The organism is Ruegeria sp. CK3, from assembly GCF_056536565.1.
Genome location: NZ_JBQFPV010000005.1, coordinates 38,125 through 56,677, shown reverse-complemented (window position 1 = coordinate 56,677; position 18,553 = coordinate 38,125). Strand labels below are relative to the sequence as shown.

13 protein-coding genes and 1 tRNA gene are annotated in these 18,553 nt (G+C 58.4%); 7 read left to right on the top strand and 7 right to left on the bottom strand.

Annotated elements, in window-relative coordinates:
- Nucleotides 1–7: 7 nt before the first annotated feature.
- From ACR0C3_RS07945 to mraZ, 6 genes are read right to left on the bottom strand one after another with little or no spacing between them, the layout of a single operon-like run.
- Nucleotides 8–1,402, bottom strand: coding sequence for a UDP-N-acetylmuramoyl-tripeptide--D-alanyl-D-alanine ligase (locus ACR0C3_RS07945; protein ID WP_480757981.1), 1,395 nt, complete (start codon nt 1,400–1,402; stop codon nt 8–10).
- Nucleotides 1,399–2,880 carry a UDP-N-acetylmuramoyl-L-alanyl-D-glutamate--2,6-diaminopimelate ligase gene (locus ACR0C3_RS07940; protein ID WP_480757980.1) on the bottom strand — a complete coding sequence of 494 codons (1,482 nt, stop codon included), beginning with the start codon at nt 2,878–2,880 and terminating at the stop codon, nt 1,399–1,401. Before ACR0C3_RS07940 ends, ACR0C3_RS07945 begins: the two co-directional genes overlap by 4 nt.
- A gap of 22 nt (nt 2,881–2,902) precedes the next feature.
- Nucleotides 2,903–4,690 (bottom strand): peptidoglycan D,D-transpeptidase FtsI family protein, encoded by a 1,788-nt coding sequence (locus tag ACR0C3_RS07935; RefSeq protein ID WP_480757979.1) that lies wholly within the window; start codon nt 4,688–4,690, stop codon nt 2,903–2,905.
- Nucleotides 4,687–5,055 carry a cell division protein FtsL gene (gene ftsL, locus ACR0C3_RS07930; RefSeq protein ID WP_170460904.1) on the bottom strand — a complete coding sequence of 123 codons (369 nt, stop codon included), beginning with the start codon at nt 5,053–5,055 and terminating at the stop codon, nt 4,687–4,689. Before ftsL ends, ACR0C3_RS07935 begins: the two co-directional genes overlap by 4 nt.
- Nucleotides 5,052–6,044 (bottom strand): 16S rRNA (cytosine(1402)-N(4))-methyltransferase RsmH, encoded by a 993-nt coding sequence (gene rsmH, locus ACR0C3_RS07925; protein WP_480758175.1) that lies wholly within the window; start codon nt 6,042–6,044, stop codon nt 5,052–5,054. Before rsmH ends, ftsL begins: the two co-directional genes overlap by 4 nt.
- Before the next feature lie 4 nt (nt 6,045–6,048).
- Nucleotides 6,049–6,516: a division/cell wall cluster transcriptional repressor MraZ gene (mraZ, locus tag ACR0C3_RS07920; RefSeq protein WP_480565824.1), complete on the bottom strand. Its 468-nt coding sequence runs from the start codon at nt 6,514–6,516 to the stop codon at nt 6,049–6,051.
- Nucleotides 6,517–7,454: 938 nt separating this feature from the next.
- Between mraZ and ACR0C3_RS07915 the strand changes: the two genes are divergently transcribed.
- Nucleotides 7,455–7,679 (top strand): DUF1127 domain-containing protein, encoded by a 225-nt coding sequence (locus tag ACR0C3_RS07915; protein ID WP_170691847.1) that lies wholly within the window; start codon nt 7,455–7,457, stop codon nt 7,677–7,679.
- A 374-nt stretch (nt 7,680–8,053) separates the two neighbouring features.
- The gene (locus ACR0C3_RS07910) at nt 8,054–8,344 is read left to right on the top strand and encodes a DUF1330 domain-containing protein (protein WP_480757978.1); all 291 of its coding nucleotides are present in this window, start codon (nt 8,054–8,056) and stop codon (nt 8,342–8,344) included.
- A gap of 3 nt (nt 8,345–8,347) precedes the next feature.
- On the opposite strand, the gene ACR0C3_RS07905 is transcribed toward ACR0C3_RS07910, so the two are convergent.
- The gene (locus tag ACR0C3_RS07905; RefSeq protein ID WP_480757977.1) at nt 8,348–10,969 is read right to left on the bottom strand and encodes an ATP-dependent helicase; all 2,622 of its coding nucleotides are present in this window, start codon (nt 10,967–10,969) and stop codon (nt 8,348–8,350) included.
- 180 nt (nt 10,970–11,149) lie between these two features.
- On the opposite strand from ACR0C3_RS07905, the gene ACR0C3_RS07900 reads away from it, so the two are divergent.
- From ACR0C3_RS07900 to ACR0C3_RS07880, 5 genes are all read left to right on the top strand, one after another.
- Nucleotides 11,150–12,928 carry a sensor domain-containing diguanylate cyclase gene (locus tag ACR0C3_RS07900; protein WP_480757976.1) on the top strand — a complete coding sequence of 593 codons (1,779 nt, stop codon included), beginning with the start codon at nt 11,150–11,152 and terminating at the stop codon, nt 12,926–12,928.
- A 39-nt stretch (nt 12,929–12,967) separates the two neighbouring features.
- Nucleotides 12,968–14,104, top strand: coding sequence for an alpha-hydroxy acid oxidase (locus ACR0C3_RS07895; protein ID WP_170719020.1), 1,137 nt, complete (start codon nt 12,968–12,970; stop codon nt 14,102–14,104).
- A gap of 146 nt (nt 14,105–14,250) precedes the next feature.
- A complete protein-coding gene (locus tag ACR0C3_RS07890; RefSeq protein WP_480757975.1) occupies nt 14,251–17,688 on the top strand; it encodes a pyruvate carboxylase in 3,438 nt (1,145 codons plus the stop codon).
- 73 nt (nt 17,689–17,761) lie between these two features.
- A complete protein-coding gene (locus ACR0C3_RS07885; protein WP_480757974.1) occupies nt 17,762–18,145 on the top strand; it encodes an MAPEG family protein in 384 nt (127 codons plus the stop codon).
- Between the two features lie 318 nt (nt 18,146–18,463).
- Nucleotides 18,464–18,539 (top strand) — tRNA-Thr (locus tag ACR0C3_RS07880).
- Nucleotides 18,540–18,553: the final 14 nt, after the last annotated feature.

Below are 18,553 nucleotides of genomic sequence, written 5' to 3'. Positions count from 1 at the left end.
GGGCGCGTTACCCGTCAAGCGCGCCCCCTTGCCCCATTTTCCGCAGACCGTCAACAATCCGGGCCAAAGCCATGCTGAGCGAGCCTTTCGCCAGCACGGTATCGCCGCTTTCGATCAAATCCGGCAGGTGTTCAGCCATCTCGGCGCTGGTTTCGAACCACAGGCCCCTCTTTGTATCCGGCAAAGCCTCGTGCAGCGCTTTCATCAACGGGCCAATACAGTGAATCTGATCGACCTGCGCCATCGCGCTCACCCCGGCCATGCCCGCATGCATTGTGACCTCTTGCGGGCCCAGTTCCTTCATGTCGCCCAAAAAGGCGATACGGCGCGTTCCGTTCGAGGCGGCCAACACGTCCAGCGCAGCCTCCATCGAGGTCGGATTCGCATTGTAGCTATCATCCAGCAGTTCGATCTGACCGCCACTCGCCAGCGGCAGAGTTTCCCGCACCCCGCGCCCTTTGACCGGGGACCATTGGCGCAAACCGTCTATTGCCTGATCCAGGTCGACACCCATCTCAACACAAGCGGCCAACGCGCCCAGCGCATTCATCGCAAAATGCGTGCCTGCCGATTGGACGTCGAAGGCAAACACAGTGTCACCAACTTCAGCCCGTGCTTGAACGGTTTCGGACCCGGCAGTCACTTCGATCAGCTTGTAATCTGCACCTTGCCGACCGAACTCAACGATTCCAGCGCCAAGGTTTTGTGCTGCCTGGCGCAAGATACCCGCATGTTCGATATCCGCGTTCACGATGGCTGCACCACCGGGCTCCAACCCTTCAAAAATCGCTGCTTTCTCATGCGCGATTCCGGCAACGGACTCGAACGCTTCGAGGTGAACAGCGGCCACCGTCGTCACCAAACCCACATGCGGGCGCGCCTGACCGGCCAGCGGGGCAATCTCGCCCGGATGGTTCATCCCTATCTCAATCACCGCGAATTCAGTGTCTTGCGGCATCCGCGCGAGCGTCAGTGGAACACCCCAGTGATTGTTATAGCTGGCGACACTGGCATGGGTTTTGCCCTGCGTTTCCAGAATGGTGGCCAGCATTTCTTTGGTTGAGGTCTTGCCAACGCTACCCGTCACGCCCACCACGCGTGCCTCGGTCCGAGCGCGGGCGGCCTGTCCGAGTGCTTCCAGCCCGGATTGCACATCGTCCACAATAAGCAAAGGCGCATCTTCGGACACCCCTTCAGGGACATAAGACACCAAGGCGGCGCCAGCGCCCTTCTCCAGCGCCTGAGCTACAAAATCATGCCCGTCCCGCGCGGCCTTCAACGCGACAAACAGGTCTCCCGGCTGCAATGTACGCGTATCAATCGAAACGCCATCCACAGTCCAATCACGGGTGGCGCGCCCGCCAGTTGCAGAGGCGGCCTCCGCCGCAGTCCAGAGTGTCATGCGACCCTCCCGTCAAGGGCAGCCACGGAAATGCTCGCCTGCTCTACATCATCAAACGGCAGGACCTGATCGCCAACGATCTGGCCGGTTTCATGGCCTTTGCCTGCAATCAGCAGCGCATCGCCGGGTTGCAAAGCGTCAATACCCCGCAGAATAGCCTCGGCGCGATCGCCTACTTCGGTCGCATCTGGCGCACCGTCCATCACGGCGACGCGGATAGAGGCCGGGTCTTCGCTGCGCGGGTTGTCGTCAGTGACAAAGACGATATCCGCGTGATTGGCGGCGGCCTTTCCCATCAGCGGGCGCTTGGTGGCGTCGCGATCTCCGCCCGCGCCAATGATCGCGATCAGACGTCCCATCACATGCGGTCGCAACGCTTTCAAAGCCGTGGCGACTGCATCCGGCGTATGGGCATAATCCACAAACACCGCCGCGCCATTGTCGCGGGTTGCGGCCAGCTGCATACGACCCCGGACGGTTGTGAGATGCGGCAGGGTCTCAAACACCCGCTCAGGGTCGTCGCCTGCCGCGATAACCAGTCCGCAAGCCAGCAGGATGTTTTCGGCCTGGAACCCTCCGATCAAGTTCAGGCGCGTCTGGAAGGTCTTGCCCTGCCAGGAGAACCGCAAATCCTGCCCGGTCGAGTCAAACCGTTGATTCATCAAGCACAGATCGGCCTCGCCCAGCCCAACGGTCAGCACAGACTGCCCCCGCGCCTCAGCGATCTTGCGCACCTGCGCACCCTTCGGGTCGCTCAGGTTGATGACTGCGGTGCCGTCTTCAGGCAGAACCCGGTCGAACAAGCCCATTTTGGCCGCGAAATAGGCCTCGAAGGTCTCGTGATAGTCCAGATGATCCTGCGTGAAGTTTGAAAAACCCGCTGCGGCCAGATGCACTCCGTCCAGACGCCGCTGTTCCAGCCCATGCGAAGACGCCTCCATCGCTGCATGAGTCACGCCATTCTCGGCGGCCTCGGACAGGCAGCGATGCAAAGTGATCGGTTCGGGCGTGGTATGGGCCAGCGGCGCCGTCCATGCGCCTTCCACCCCAGTCGTGCCGAGATTGACGGCAGCGTAGCCGAGCTCAGCCCAGATCTGGCGGACGAATGTGGCAACCGAGGTTTTGCCATTGGTCCCAGTGACCGCAACAATCGTCTGCGGTTGCGCACCGAACCAAAGTGCAGCGGACCCAGCCAATGCTTGGCGCGGGTCTTCAACCACAACCAAGGCAGCATCGGATGCGGCCAGTTCGGCCTCGGCGATCTGCGCGCCTTCAGCGTCGGTCAGAATAGCAGCAGCGCCCATCCGCAGAGCGAATTGGATAAACTCACCCCCGTGGACACGCGTACCAGGAAGCGCTGCAAACAGGAAACCGTCTTTGACCTCACGGCTATCGACGGCCAGGCCGGTAATGTCGGGATTCGCGCCTCCGCGTGCTGTCAGGGCCAGTTGGCTGAGTTTCTTTGTTCTTGCGCCCATGACCCACCTGTTCTCTGGCACCCTAATTCGAGGTCAGGGTTATAGCAGCGCTCGCCTCAGGCTCAAGCCGGGGTCGCAGGCCTAACAAGGGCGCGACACGGCCGATCAACTCCGCCGCCACGGGCACCGCTGTCCAACCCGCAGTCCGGCGCTTTTCTCCATAAGCCAGAATGGAGGGTTCATCCAAAGTGACGATAAGCACATATTTCGGGTCGTAGGCCGGAAAGATGGTCGCGAAGGTCGCGATCACCTTGTCATCATAATACCCGCCACGCGGTTTGGGCTTATCGGCGGTACCGGTCTTGCCCGCCACATCATAGCCTTTGACCTCGGCAAAACTCGCCGTGCCGTCGGTCACCACTTTGCGCAGCATCTTCTGCGCCTGACGCGCTGTGTTTTCCGACATCACCCGTGGGCCGTATTGAGGGCCATTGCGGCGCAGGATCGTCGGGCTGACATAGTGCCCGCCATTGGCAATCGCCGCATACCCGGCTGCCAGATGCATCGGGCTGGTCGACAAGCCGTGACCGTAAGAGATGGTGACAGTGCTCAACTCGCCCCATTTCTTGGGCTTGAGCGGCGCACCACCTGCGGCTTCGACAATCTCGAACGGGGTGGGTTCGAACATGCCCAACGTTTCCAGAAAGCTCTGCTGGCGTTTTGAACCGATCTGCAAAGCCAGCCGTCCAGTCCCGCGGTTTGAACTGTGGACGATCACATCCGCCACGCTGATCTTGCCATAGTTCTTGCCGTTGAACTCACCAATTGGGAAACGGCCGATCTTCATCGGACCGGAGGTGTCGATGATGGTTTCCGAGTTCACCAATCCAAGCTGCACCGCCTGTGCGGCAGTGAAGATTTTGAAGACAGACCCAAGCTCATAGACACCCTGCACGTAACGATTGAACAGAGGGCTATCAGACGGATCAAAGCCCGAGGTCGGCGGGCGCGGACGGTCATTGGGGTCAAACGAAGGCAGAGACGCGGCCGAGATCACCTCACCCGTATGCGCGTTCATCAGAACCGCCGAGGCACCCTTGGCGTTCATGATCTTCATCCCGCCATAGAGCACCTGTTCGACCGCTGCTTGGATGGTTAGGTCGAGCGACAGTTGCAGCGGTTTGCTGCCGTTGGCGGGGTCACGCAAGTAGTCGTCGAACTTCTTCTCGACGCCGGCGACACCGATCACCTCGGCAGCGCTCACGCCTTCGCGACCAAAACCCGAGCCACCAAGAATATGCGCCGCCAGCTTGCCATTCGGGTAGAGGCGCATTTCACGCGGGCCGAAGAGGATGCCCGGATCGCCGATGTCATGCACCGCCTGTTTCTGCTCGGGCGAGATGCGTTTCTTGATCCACAGGAACTTGCGTTTACCGGTGAAGTCCTTGATCAGACGCTCTTTGTCGAGATCCGGGAAAATCGCGACCAGCTGATCGGCTGCCGCAATCGGATCAATCATCAAGGGCGGCTGCGCGTAGACGGAATAAGTGTCCAGATTGGTCGCCAGAATACGCCCTTCGCGGTCAACGATATTGGCGCGTTGCATTGCAATCGAAGCACCGGGCGCGCTGGCCAGCGGCTCTTGTGCCTCGGACGTCGCCAGCATGCCCATGCGGACGCCCACGACCGAGAAGGCGCAAAAGAAGAACAGGCCCAAAACTAATAGTCGCCCCTCGGCGCGGGCACGGGCGCGGTCTTTCATCTTTTCATGACGTTGGCGGATATTCTCGCGCTCGATGACCTTTGGGTTTTCGCCCTTCGCGCGGGCATCCAGAACGCGTGCCAGAGGGCGGAGGGGAGTGCGAGTCATGGAATCTGCACCTCACCCAAGGCCTGAATATCGGTGATCGCCTGCAGTTCGATAGGGTCAACAACCGGCAGGTCGGGGTCCTCGGCATAGGCGATCTGGTCCGCACGTCCGAATTGCTCAGCCCGCAAAGGCAACAGGCCCATGCGTTCGAAATTCAAATCAGCCAGCTCACGCAGACGATCGGGGCGGTTCAAATAGGCCCATTCGGCGTTAAGAACCGCCAGTTTAACCTGCGCCACGCCGATCTCACCCTGAAGGGCCTGCATTTCTTTAACAACTTGCTGGGTCCGATAGTTCTCCTGATAGGCCCACAGGGCCAATCCGAAAACGGACAGTGCGGTCAACACATACAGAATACTCTTCATCTTGCCCTTCCCCCAAGTTGCGGCATCCCGATGGCGCGGGCGTCAATTTCCCCCGCCGGAGCCTCAGTGCGGATCGCGACACGCAGCTTGGCCGAACGCGAACGCGGGTTTTCCTGCAATTCCTGCTCATCTGGCCCGACGGCTTTGCGTGTCTTGAGCGTGAATTGCGGCACTTCCTGTTCCATCTCGGGCGCATAGCGGTTGGCCCGCCCGGTCTTACCAGCCCGAGACTGGAAGAACCGTTTAACCATCCGGTCTTCGATGGAGTGGAAGGTCACAACAGCCAGTTGCCCACCAGGCTTCAAGGCCCGCTCAGCGGCCATAAGGCCTTGAAACAGCTCATCATATTCTGCGTTCACTGCAATCCGCAGGCCCTGAAAACTACGCGTCGCAGGGTGCGATTGTCCCGGCTTGGGGCGCGGCAGGCAGGATTCGATGATCTCGGCCAAACGCAAGGTCGTGGTGATGGGCTCCTCGGCGCGGGCTTTGACGATGGCCTTGGCGATACGCCGACTTGCACGCTCCTCACCGTAGTGGAACAGGATGTCGGCCAATTGCGCCTCGGTCGCCGTGTTGACCAAATCGGCGGCGCTTTCACCCTCCTGGCTCATGCGCATGTCGAGCGGGCCGTCTTTCATGAAGGAAAAGCCGCGCTCAGCCAGATCCAGCTGCATGGACGAAACCCCGAGGTCCAGTACAACCCCATCAAGATCCTGCGCATATTCATCCATGCGAGAGAATACACCGGGCTGCATCACAAGGCGGTCGCCATAGTCGCCTGCCCAGTCTGCGGCCATTTCAAATGCCAGCGGATCGCGATCCACGCCGATCACCTTCTCGGCCCCAGCCTCAAGCAGACCTCTCGTATACCCACCTGCACCGAACGTGCCGTCTAGCCAAGTGCCCGCCACCGGAAATACCGCCGCCAGTAAAGGGCGCAGCAAGACAGGAATATGTGGGTTCGAAGATGAAGAGACCGCGCCGGACATGCCGTTACGCGTCCCCAACGCCGTCAAGGTAGACCATCGGGTCGAAATCATCCGGCAGATCGTCCATCCATTCCTCGGCCTTGGCGAGTTCCTCGACCTCATAGGTCTCGGGCTTCCAGATCTGGAAGGTGTCACCGGCGGCTATGAAGAACGCCTCATTCTCTAGGTCGATCTTGTTGCGCAGCTTGGCCGGCAAAACCAGACGCCCGGTTTCATCCACATTGGTGGGAAAGGACTGACCGTGGAACATGCGTTGAAGCATCTTACGCTCCATCGAGCCACGCGGGAGAGCGTCGATCTTGTCGTCGACCTCATCAATTGCCTGCATGGTATAGCATTCAAGGTATTTGCGGCGGTGGTCGCCATAGACAATCACAAGCTCAGGATTGTCACCGGGCTGCCAATTGGGGTCAGACGATTCAAGCACACGGCGAAACGAGGCCGGGATCGAGACCCTGCCCTTCGTGTCCACCTTATGGTGGCTTTCACCTCTAAACCTGCGCGCCAAGACGACTGTCCCTTTCGCTTGCGCCCCACTTGAATTTCACGTCCCCCCGGATGAAAAACGGCGGGTTGATCTGCTGCCACTGATCAACCCGCCGCATTGGCCCGCTTTGCGGGATGTCCAGCTGCACGCGCCACCTGGGGGGATGTCTGCTCGCCCGCGCGCCGGATCTCTTGAGTGATGAAAGCGAGATGCCTGTATGAAACCTGATTATTTTTGGTTGGGGTCGTTTGCTGCCCCTGCTGCCTCGTCCTCATCGGATGCATTAGGGATGACATGGGAATTCATGGAAATCAACAGGAATTTTTGGGCACCATCTAATACGGGCTATGAAAACAAGGTGTATTTTGAGCCAATTTCAGAACCAACACACCTCATATCGACATCAAAAGTCATTCGATCGCTAGATATGGTGACCTCGTGAACCTCCCGCGATCACCCATGATTTCCCAAAAAAATTTCGAATTCTCGGAATAAATGCCGGCTGAGACCCGTCAGCAACGCAAAAAGCAAAGAATCACACAGAAGGAAACCGCGTGGAATTTGGCCGCTTTGATCTGCTCCCACGAATTCCCAAGCCACGATCTAAGATCGCTTTCCCGTGATCGAGTTGAAACAAAGCGTCCATCAAACGCACAAACTTTCGCAGCTGCGCTCAAACTCCGGGCAAGTCGAATGGTGAGAAGGAATCTTTGCTCGACCAAGACTTAGCGCCCAAGGTCCCGCAAACCCCAAAAAATCATGGGTGATTTCAAACCGCGACTGACAAGGCTCTGATATCCATGCATTTGCTGCATAGCAGCATTGACGTTGCGGGCTATTGTGCAATCGCAGCATTCACTTATTTTCATCCTCAAGCAAACGCTGGCACCGGTCAGCAAGACAAGAATGAACGGAACAACAAGATGGCAATGGCAACAAACACACCGGCACTCAAAGGCACTCACTTTGGCGGTATCACCACATTGGTCGAGGCCGCAAAGACACGTTTTGCCCGCTACCGCCTGTACCGCCAGACGGTAAGTGAGCTGTCGGCGCTGTCGAACCGCGAGCTGGCCGATCTCGGCCTGAGCCGCGCAATGATCCGCGGCCTGGCCCGTCAGGCGGCTGACGACTTCACAGCGCGTTAAGCGCAAACGAATACACGAGATCAGACCCTTCCTCCTCCCTTTAGGGTCTGTAATCAGCGGCGGCGTCTCTCCTCCTCCCTGACGTCGCCGCACCAAATACCGGCCTTGCAACGCCGGACCAAGACACACCGGGCTCTCCTCCTCCCTGCCTGGTGTTGAAAGCGCGCGGTGACGTCTTCCTCCTCCCTGACGTCGCCGCGTCTTCCTCATACCGGGCTCAAACCCGGGTTCAGATACATCGGGGCTCTCCTCCTCCCTGCCCTGATGTAGAAAAGAACGGCGGTTTCCCTTCCTCCTCCCTGGGAAACCGCCGTTTTTGCATTTTGGGCAAACGGACTAAGATCGGCGCAGCTACGTTTTTTCAGGAGTGCGCCATGGCCGCCTATTTTATCGCCCAGATTTCCATTCATGATCCGGACGGGTATCAGAAGTATCTTGAAGGTTTCATGCCAATCTTTGACCGGCACGGCGGGCGCCTGCTGACCATTTCGTCAAAACCCGTCGAGATTGTCGAAGGCAGTTGGGCCGAAGAAGGCATCGTGCTGATGGAGTTTCCGGACGTGGCCGCGGCCCGGGCGTGGAAAGACGACCCGGACTATATCGAGTTGGCCAAGATCAGACGCAAGACAACGACGGCCAATCTGGTGCTGGTCGAAGGCCTCTAGAGATCAGAACGGAACGTCGTCTTTGGCGGTCAGGAAACGGGAAACAACTTTTTTCACGCCTGCTTTGTCGAAATCGACCTCGACCTTATCCCCTTCGATGCCGGTAACCGCGCCGTAGCCGAATTTCTGGTGAAACACCCGCTCACCCAAGGTGAAGCTGGCAATGGCCGTGGCATCAATCACCGTATTCCGACTTTCTTTCGGCTGGGACATCCCATACTGACCCTGCCGCGCCTGCATCCGCTTCCAGCCCGGAGAGTTGTATACATTCGCCTCAGCCGCGCGGGTTTCGATCGTCGCGGCCGGTTGCCCGCCGCCATACAGCCCCGGAGGCGTCAGAACCTCCACATGATCCTCGGGCAATTCGTCGATGAACCGCGATGGCATTGCGTTCTGCCATTGCCCGAACACCCGCCGATTGGCCGCGAAAGAAATCGTGCAAACCTCCTCAGCGCGGGTAATGCCCACGTAAGCGAGCCGCCGTTCTTCCTCGAGGCCCTTGAGGCCCGATTCGTCCATGGAGCGTTGCGAAGGGAACAAACCGTCCTCCCACCCCGGCAGGAACACGGCAGGAAACTCCAACCCCTTTGCCGCGTGCAGCGTCATGATTGAGACCTTCGCCCCATCGCCCTCTTGTTCATTGTCCATCACCAGACTGACATGCTCCAAAAACCCTTGCAGGTTCTCGAAATTGTCCAGCTGATTCACAAGTTCCTTAAGGTTTTCCAACCGGCCCGGCGCTTCCGGCGTCTTGTCGTTCTGCCAATGCCCCGTATAGCCAGATTCGTCCAAGATGATCTGCGCTAGCTCGATATGCGTGTGCTCCGGCGCACCATAGCGAATGGGCGACAACCCGTCTTCAATGACCGAGTCGTCATCGACCTCGATCCTTGGCCCGCGCGTCAGCCCATTCCACCGCGCCAATCCGTCGATCAACTCGCGCAGAGCTTTGCCGCCCTTACCCTTGATCAACTGGTTCTCAACTGCAATTCGCGCCCCTTCGACCAGAGATACCCCGTTCTGACGCGCCACAACCTGAATCGTCTGCTGCGCCTTGTCGCCAAGGCCGCGTTTGGGCGTGTTCACGATCCGCTCGAACGCCAGATCGTCCTCGGGGCTGACCACCAGCCGGAAATAGGCCATGGCATCGCGAATCTCCATCCGCTCATAGAACCGAGGGCCGCCGACCACCTTATAAGGCAGCCCAATCGTCAGAAACCGATCCTCAAACGCGCGCATCTGATGCGAGGCGCGGACCAGAATGGCGATTTCATCAAGACTGAACTTGTTCACTCTGCTGGCTGCCACTGATTGAAGCATATTCGCAGCATTGGGATCGCCCTCAAGCAGCTTCAATACCAAGTTCTGAGTCTTTAGGTCGGAGTAGACTTCTCCCGTTTCAAAGGCATTTTTTATGTATGCGTGCTGGTCAATCGGCCCCAAGCCCGCCTTAGCACGCCTATCCAACTCCTGCTCGAAGGTTTGCAACCGCGGATTAAATCGGTTTTTTGCCTCTACCGATCTACCGCAAACATGATCATCAATCTTCTCGCCAACCCATCGCGCTTCCTCGTCACCATCCCAATGGCCAACAAGACGAACCTTCCATCCTTCTTTTTCTGCATTGGTCCAAAGCTGTTTCCCGAGGCGCTCTGCGTTCCCTCGGATAACACCCGAAGATGCTTCGAGAATATGCATCGTCGAGCGGTAATTTTGCTCCAACCGCACTACGAAGGCGCCGGGAAAGTCCTTTTCGAACCGCAGGATGTTGCCCACCTCGGCGCCGCGCCAGCCATAGATCGACTGATCGTCATCACCCACGCAACAGATGTTCTTGTGCCCTCCGGCCAGCAGACGCAGCCAGAGGTACTGGGCGACGTTGGTGTCCTGATACTCATCCACGAGAATGTAGCGGAACCAGCGCTGGTATTGCTCCAGCACGTCCTGATGGGTTTGGAAAATCGTGACCATGTGCAGCAGCAGGTCACCGAAATCCACCGCATTCAACTCGCGCAGGCGGGTCTGGTACTGAGCATATAGCTCCACACCCTTGTTGTTATAGGCCCCGGCATCCGCGACCGGCACTTTGTCAGGCGTCAAAGCGCGATTCTTCCAGCCGTCGATAATTCCGGCCAGCATCCGCGCAGGCCAGCGCTTGTCATCTATGTTGGCAGCCCGCACCAGTTGCTTGAGCAAACGCAACTGATCATCACTGTCCAAAATGGTGAAATTCGACTTCAGTTCGACAAGCTCAGCGTGGCGACGCAGCAGCTTGACACAAATCGCGTGGAAGGTACCCAACCATGGCATCCCTTCGGCGGGCTGACCAAGAAGACGGCCCACCCGCTCTTTCATCTCCCGCGCAGCCTTGTTGGTGAAGGTCACGGCTAGAATCTCGTTCGGACGCGCCTTGGCAGTGGTCAGAAGATGCGCAATCCGTGTGGTCAGAGCTTTGGTCTTACCTGTTCCCGCGCCCGCAAGCATCAGCACCGGTCCGTCTAGCTGCTCAACCGCTTCGCGCTGCGCTGGATTGAGGCCGTCCAGATAGGGCGTAGGTCGCGCGGCCATGGCGCGCGCCGATAGCGATGCGCCCTCAAAGGCGTCCATTTCATCAAAACTGCTCATATCGGCAAACTACGCTGGATGGGCCAAAAGGAAAAGGGTTTGTTCACGCCTTGTTCGCGCGAATTTTCCGTCGGGGTCTTACAAATCTTAATCATTTTCACGCCCCCACATGCAAGGAAGTTAACACTCTGTCAAAACCTCTCACAGATGCTACTCCGCACTTTGTGGGAGAATGTGGGTATGGAACAGACGGCAAAAGCACGCCTTATTGGCAAGCTAAAGGTCTTTGTCAGCACGGCAACGCTGATCGCTCTGACAGCTTTGGCTTGTTGGGGGATATATACACTGCCCGCCCCTCTTGTGGACCGCATGCTGGAATCGGATCTGCGCCATCACGCCCTACGCCTTGAAAAGAAGGTGGAAAGCCAGCTTTTTGACGTCAAGACCAGCTTCGAACGACATATCCTTAGCCAACATGATGAGGCTTTTCTAAGCTTGCTGCCCGAAACTTCGGATATCTACCGATTCAAGCTGTTCGATTCCTCGGGTGAGGTGTTCTGGTCGACCCGCGATGGTGATGTCGGTTCGGTGAATACCAAACCCTATTTCACGGACGTGGTGGCCATGGGCAACCTGTTCTACAAGCATGAGGAAAAGCCCATCGCCGAGGTGGATTCGCTAAACGCCGACCAGTTGGAGAATCTGGACAGCAACACCCGACATGTGGCCGAAATTTATACGCCGGTGATTCAGAGCGGCAAGTTCCTCGGCGCGATTGAGTTCTATTCCGACATCACTGATGTGAGGAACCTGTTCATTGATCGGGTTCAAATGTCGCTGATTGCGATTAGTGCGGTGGTCCTGCTGGCGTTGACGGCAGTGATCCTGATCGTGCATCGCAACAATCGCAGGCAGTTGGGCGTGCTTCGCGTGCGTGCGCAGAAAGAACGAGAGTTGATGGATGACCAACTGCGCCTCGCGCGCGAGGTCCGACTGCTGGGCGAGTTGAATGAATGGCTGCAATCCAGCCGCTCGCTGGATGAGCTGTTCGACATGGTCTCACGTTTCATGACCCACATCCTGCCCGAGGCTGAGGGCAGTGTTTATGTCTATTCCAACTCGCGCGATGTTCTGGACGGATGCGCCAGTTGGAACGGTGGCACCCACAAGGCGCATATCCACCCCGAGGGCTGCTGGGGCTTACGCCGTGGACGGACCTATGAATTCGGTGCCTCCGAGATTGATTTTGTCTGCGAGCATGCCGAACCCCATGACGGGCGGGCCTATTTCTGTTTTCCAATTCTCGCTCATGGCGAAACGGTCGGCTTGTTGCACCTGCGCGCCCATGAGGGGAAGTGTGAGGCCTTTCACGCCAGCAAGAAACTGGCGCAGCTTTGTGCGGAACAGATCAGCATGGCGATTGCCAATGTGCGGATGCGTGATCAATTGCATGACCAGTCCGTGCGCGATCCTTTGACAGGATTGTTCAATCGACGCCACATGACCGACAGCCTCCGCCGGGGAATCAGTCGCAGCCAGCAGACCGGTGCGCCGCTCAGCCTGATCGCGGTGGATGTGGATCATTTCAAGAAGTTCAACGACACACATGGGCATGACGCGGGTGATATGGTTCTGCGCGCCGTGGGCGCCGCCTTGGAACAGGGGTGCGACCGCGATGAGATCGCTTGCCGCATCGGCGGCGAGGAGTTCATGCTGATTCTCCCCGACAACACGCCGGATGATACGGTGACACGGGCTGAAACCCTGCGCCAAGCGGTCGAGGCCGTGTCGGTCAGATATGGCGACAAGTCTCTGCCTCGGATCACGATCTCGGTTGGAGTAGCGCATTACCCTGCACATGGGACGATGCCGCAAGACTTGATGCGAGCGGCCGATGATGCCCTCTATTCAGCCAAGGATAACGGCCGAAATCAGGTGCGCGTTGCAAGTGGTCATACCGACTCGGCGGCTGAATGTCCGGGGCCAAAATCGCTCAAACAGAAGCCTGATGCGGCGTGATCCTCTTGCCGAATCACAGCGCAGGTTGGATCAAGCGCCATGGACCTGCACAGCACCTATCCCGGCATTGCCGACCTGAAACACCGCGCCCGACGGCGGCTTCCGCATTTTGTTTGGGAGTATACCGAAAGCGGAACAGGGACCGAAACGGCCATGCTCCGAAATCGAACAGCGCTGGATTCAGTGCGACTACTCCCCGCGATTCTAAAAGGTGAATTGGAATACGACACCAGCAAGCGCTTTCTGGGGCAAGACTGCCCACTTCCTTTCGGAATCGCGCCGATCGGCATGTCGGGTCTGATCTGGCCGGACGCAGAAGGCATTTTGGCGCGTGCGGCTGCGCAGGCCTCTCTGCCCTACACATTGTCAACGGTGGCCAGCCAATCCCCGGAGGATCTGGCCCCTCATCTGGGTGAAAACGCCTGGTTCCAGCTTTACCCGCCTAGGGACCCGGAGATTCGGGCAGATTTTCTGGCCCGCGCCCAACAGGCAGGATTTAAAACGTTAGTCCTAACGGCAGATGTTCCTGTCGCGTCCCGAAGAGAGCGTCAGACACGCTCAGGGCTGACCCATCCGCCAAGGCTGACGCCAAGATTGCTGGCCCAAGTCGCACGGCGCCCCGCTTGGGCGTTTGGGATGCTGCGACAGGGCATGCCCAAAATGCGCACGTTGGACAAATACATCGACAACACAAAATCGATGCCGCTAACAGCCCATGTCGGATACTTGCTGCGGACGTCACCGGACATGGAGTACGTCAAACGGTTGCGCGATCAATGGGATGGGCCCTTCGTGATAAAGGGAATCATGCGCCCCGACGATGCCGAAGTACTTGAACAAGCCGGGGTGGATGCGCTTTGGGTCTCGAACCACGGCGGGCGTCAATTTGACGGTGCCCCCGCCAGCATTGAAGTTCTACCGGAGATTCGCAGGGTCACCAGCCTGCCTCTGATCTTCGACAGCGGCATCGAAGGCGGGTTGGACATCCTTCGCGCTTTGTCCAAAGGGGCCGATTTCGTCATGCTTGGACGTGCCTTTTTGTATGGGCTGGCAGCACTTGGCTCCAAAGGACCGGCTCATGTGATTGACCTGTTACGGCAGGATATGCTCGCAAATATGGGGCAGATGGGCCTTGCCGAGCTGACGCAAATCAAGACGATTCATCACGAAGATTGATGCTGCGACGCAGCAACGCTACAAGAAACGCGCGAACAATGGCCGTTTGCGAGCGTTAACATGCCGGTTATACCCAGAACCACTGATACACCTGCGCGTATTCTCCGCCTATGAACACGGCCGAAACACCAAGACCGGGACCCAAAATGACCGATTTCAAGAAGATCCTGATCGCCAATCGCGGCGAGATTGCCATTCGCGTGATGCGCGCAGCCAACGAGATGGGTAAACGCACCGTTGCGGTCTTTGCCGAAGAAGACAAGTTAGGCCTGCACCGCTTCAAGGCGGACGAAGCTTATCGCATTGGCGAAGGTCTTGGCCCCGTCGCGGCATATCTGTCGATTGACGAGATCATCCGCGTCGCCAAGGAATCGGGTGCCGACGCGATCCACCCCGGCTACGGCCTGCTGTCCGAGAACCCGGACTTCGTGGATGCCTGTGTTCAGAACGGCATCACCTTCATCGGCCCTAAGGCCGAAACCATGCGCGCCCTGGGCGACAAGGCCAGTGCCCGAAAGGTTGCCATTGCCGCTGACGTGCCGGTTATCCCCGCCACCGAAGTTCTGGGCGATGACATGGCCGCGATCAAGAAAGAGGCGGCCGAGATTGGCTACCCTTTGATGTTAAAGGCCAGCTGGGGCGGCGGTGGACGCGGCATGCGCCCGATCCTGTCCGAGGAAGAGCTGGAAGAGAAAGTTCTGGAAGGCCGCCGCGAGGCCGAGGCCGCATTTGGCAACGGCGAAGGCTATCTGGAAAAGATGATCACCCGTGCCCGTCACGTCGAGGTTCAGATCCTTGGTGACAAGCATGGTGAGATCTACCACCTGTATGAACGTGACTGCTCGGTCCAACGCCGGAACCAGAAGGTCGTTGAACGCGCCCCTGCCCCGTATCTGACCGAAGAACAACGCGCCGAGATTTGTGAACTGGGCCGCCGTATCTGCGCCCATGTGAACTATGAATGCGCGGGCACCGTCGAGTTCCTGATGGATATGAACACCGGCAAGTTCTACTTCATCGAAGTGAACCCTCGCGTTCAGGTGGAACACACCGTCACCGAAGAGGTCACCGGCATCGACATCGTGCAGGCTCAAATCCTGATCGCCGAGGGCAAGACGCTGGCCGAGGCCACTGGCAAAGCCAACCAGGATGAGATCCGCTTGAACGGCCACGCTCTGCAGACCCGAGTGACCACCGAAGACCCGCTGAACAACTTCATCCCGGACTATGGCCGCATCACCGCCTATCGCTCGGCCACAGGTATGGGCATCCGTCTGGACGGCGGCACCGCTTATGCGGGCGGCGTAATCACGCGCTACTATGACTCGCTGCTGACGAAGGTCACCGCTTGGGCACCGACGCCCGAAAAGGCGATTGCCCGGATGGACCGCGCCCTGCGTGAATTCCGCGTGCGCGGCGTCTCTACCAACATCGCTTTCGTGGAAAACTTGCTGAAGCACCCGACCTTCCTGTCGAATGAATACACCACCAAGTTCATCGACGAGACGCCAGACCTGTTCGCCTTTAAAAAGCGCCGCGACCGGGGCACCAAGGTTCTGACCTATATTGCGGATATCACCGTCAACGGCCATCCCGAAACTAAGGATCGCCCCGAGCCGCGTGCCGATCTGAAAGAAGCCAAGGCTCCTGCCCAGAAAGCCGAACCCCAGATGGGGACCCGCAACCTGCTGGAGCAAAAGGGCCCGCAGGCCGTGGCCGACTGGATGAAAGCCCAGCGCCAGCTACTGATCACAGACACCACGATGCGGGATGGTCACCAGTCGTTGCTGGCGACACGGATGCGCTCGATCGACATGATCAAGGTCGCACCCAGCTATGCCGCGAACCTGCCGCAGCTGTTCTCGGTGGAATGCTGGGGTGGCGCGACGTTCGACGTCGCTTACCGCTTCCTTCAGGAATGCCCGTGGCAGCGCCTGCGTGACCTGCGCGAGGGGATGCCGAACCTGATGACCCAGATGCTGCTGCGCGGCGCAAACGGTGTTGGTTATACCAACTACCCAGACAATGTGGTGCAGGAGTTCGTGCGCCAGGCCTCGCAAGGGATTGATGTGTTCCGCGTGTTCGACTCGCTCAACTGGGTTGAAAACATGCGCGTGGCTATGGATGCGGTCGTTGAAAGCGGCAAGATCTGCGAAGGCACCGTTTGCTATACTGGCGACATTCTGGACCCGGATCGCTCAAAATACGATCTGAAATACTATGTCGGCATGGCGAAAGAGCTGCGCGATGCAGGGGCGCATATTCTTGGCCTGAAGGACATGGCAGGTCTGTTGAAACCGGCCTCGGCCAAGATTCTGATCCGCGCGTTGAAGGAAGAGGTCGGTCTGCCGATCCACTTCCACACGCACGACACCGCAGGCATCGCCAGCGCCACCATTCTGGCGGCGTCTGAGGCCGGCGTCGACGCGGTAGATTGCGCGATGGACAGCTTCTCGGGCAACACGTCTCAGGCCACGCTGGGCACTGTGGTCGAAGCGCTGCGCCATACTGAGCGGGATACCGGCCTGGACATCAAATCGATCCGTGAGATCAGCGACTACTTCGAAGCCGTGCGTGGCCAGTACGCGGCCTTTGAATCCAGCCTGCAGGCTCCGGCTTCTGAGGTGTATCTGCACGAGATGCCAGGCGGTCAGTTCACCAACCTCAAGGCGCAAGCCCGTTCTCTGGGGCTGGAAGAGCGCTGGCATGAGGTTGCCCAGACCTATGCTGACGTGAACCAGATGTTCGGTGACATCGTGAAGGTGACCCCGTCGTCCAAGGTTGTCGGTGACATGGCGCTGATGATGGTCAGCCAGGGCCTGACACGCGAAGAAGTGGAAAGCCCAACAACCGATGTGGCGTTCCCCGATTCAGTTGTGGACATGATGCGCGGAAACCTGGGCCAGCCTCCCGGTGGTTTCCCGCCTGCGATCCTTCATAAGGTCCTCAAGGATGAGGCCCCCAATACCGAGCGTCCAGGCAAAAACGTACCCGCCGTCGATCTGGAGGCCACCCGCGCCGACCTTTCCAAGCAACTGGACGGCAAAGAGGTCGATGACGAGGATCTGAACGGCTACCTTATGTATCCGAAGGTGTTCCTCGACTACATGGGCCGTCACCGCACGTATGGTCCGGTGCGCACCCTGCCGACCCGCACCTTCTTCTATGGCATGGAGCCGGGCGAAGAGATCACGGCCGAGATTGATCCAGGCAAGACGCTGGAAATCCGCTGTCAGGCCATCGGTGAGACCGACGAGAAAGGCGAGGTCAAAGTGTTCTTCGAACTCAACGGCCAGCCCCGCGTCATTCGGGTGCCCAACCGCCTTGTGACAGCCTCCACACAGGCCCGCCCGAAGGCCGAGGCCGGCAACGCCAACCACATCGGCGCGCCGATGCCGGGTGTTGTCGCGACCGTTGCTGTCACCGCAGGCCAAGAGGTCAAAGAAGGCGATCTTCTGCTGACCATCGAGGCGATGAAGATGGAAACCGGCATCCACGCCGAACGCGACGCCGTGGTCTCTGCTGTCCATGTCCAGCCCGGCGGCCAGATTGACGCAAAGGACCTGCTGGTCGAACTGGAATAACCAGTTTATTTTTCAAAAGCACAAGGGCCGCTCGGGGAACCGGGCGGCCTTTTTCGTACTCAGGAGGAACAATATGCTGTCCATCACCCCAGTCTACGCCGCGTTGCTGGCGATCCTTTACATTGTGCTAAGCTTCATGGTCATAAGCCAGCGCCGCAGTGACAAGGTCTCCTATGGCGATGGTGGCAAGCCGGACATGCTGAAGGTCATCCGGACGCATTCCAACTTCGTCGAATACACGCCCCTTGCCTTGCTGCTGATCACCATGGTCGAGCTTCAGGGCGCCGGGGCGCTGATGCTGAACCTGTTGGGGCTCTGTCTGCTGAGCGGTCGCTTGTTGCACGCCTACGGCTTTGGCCGCAGCCCCCAGATCGTGATTCTGCGCCAGGTCGGGATGGTTCTGACCTTTACAGCTATCCTCGTTGCGGCAATCGCGAACCTCTTGCTGGCGCTGTGAGTCAAGCATCCGTTTTTTGGCGAACGCCTATGTCTTTCAGCCCGATGCGATTAAGCAATGGCAGAAGGATGCCAACGGTTCCATTGGCCGCCTCCAGTTAAAAATTGGAGCGTATGGGCAACGTTGCAAACTGAGTAAATTAGCGGGTTGCGGGCCAAAAAATTTTGCCATATACGCCTGCTCATCCAGTTGGCCGTTGCCCAACGAACATAGACCAAAATGTTCAAGGTAGCGCCCTAACTTTTGAAACTTAGCCTTTCGTGGCTTGATCTGAACAAAAAGATCTGGCTTTGCACTCAAGGACCAAGTTGAAAAAGTGCCCCTATAGCTCAGCTGGTAGAGCAACTGATTTGTAATCAGTAGGTCCGCGGTTCGAGTCCGTGTGGGGGCACCACTTAAACTTACATC

Coding starts and splice junctions, on each gene's coding strand:
- ACR0C3_RS07940 (WP_480757980.1), bottom strand. CDS start 2,880: ATGGGCGCAAGAACAAAGAAACTCAGCCAACTGGCCCTGACAGCACGC.
- ACR0C3_RS07900 (WP_480757976.1), top strand. CDS start 11,150: ATGGAACAGACGGCAAAAGCACGCCTTATTGGCAAGCTAAAGGTCTTT.
- ftsL (WP_170460904.1), bottom strand. CDS start 5,055: ATGAAGAGTATTCTGTATGTGTTGACCGCACTGTCCGTTTTCGGATTG.
- ACR0C3_RS07915 (WP_170691847.1), top strand. CDS start 7,455: ATGGCAATGGCAACAAACACACCGGCACTCAAAGGCACTCACTTTGGC.
- rsmH (WP_480758175.1), bottom strand. CDS start 6,044: ATGTCCGGCGCGGTCTCTTCATCTTCGAACCCACATATTCCTGTCTTG.
- ACR0C3_RS07910 (WP_480757978.1), top strand. CDS start 8,054: ATGGCCGCCTATTTTATCGCCCAGATTTCCATTCATGATCCGGACGGG.
- ACR0C3_RS07890 (WP_480757975.1), top strand. CDS start 14,251: ATGACCGATTTCAAGAAGATCCTGATCGCCAATCGCGGCGAGATTGCC.
- ACR0C3_RS07905 (WP_480757977.1), bottom strand. CDS start 10,969: ATGAGCAGTTTTGATGAAATGGACGCCTTTGAGGGCGCATCGCTATCG.
- ACR0C3_RS07935 (WP_480757979.1), bottom strand. CDS start 4,690: ATGACTCGCACTCCCCTCCGCCCTCTGGCACGCGTTCTGGATGCCCGC.
- ACR0C3_RS07945 (WP_480757981.1), bottom strand. CDS start 1,402: ATGACACTCTGGACTGCGGCGGAGGCCGCCTCTGCAACTGGCGGGCGC.
- ACR0C3_RS07885 (WP_480757974.1), top strand. CDS start 17,762: ATGCTGTCCATCACCCCAGTCTACGCCGCGTTGCTGGCGATCCTTTAC.
- ACR0C3_RS07895 (WP_170719020.1), top strand. CDS start 12,968: ATGGACCTGCACAGCACCTATCCCGGCATTGCCGACCTGAAACACCGC.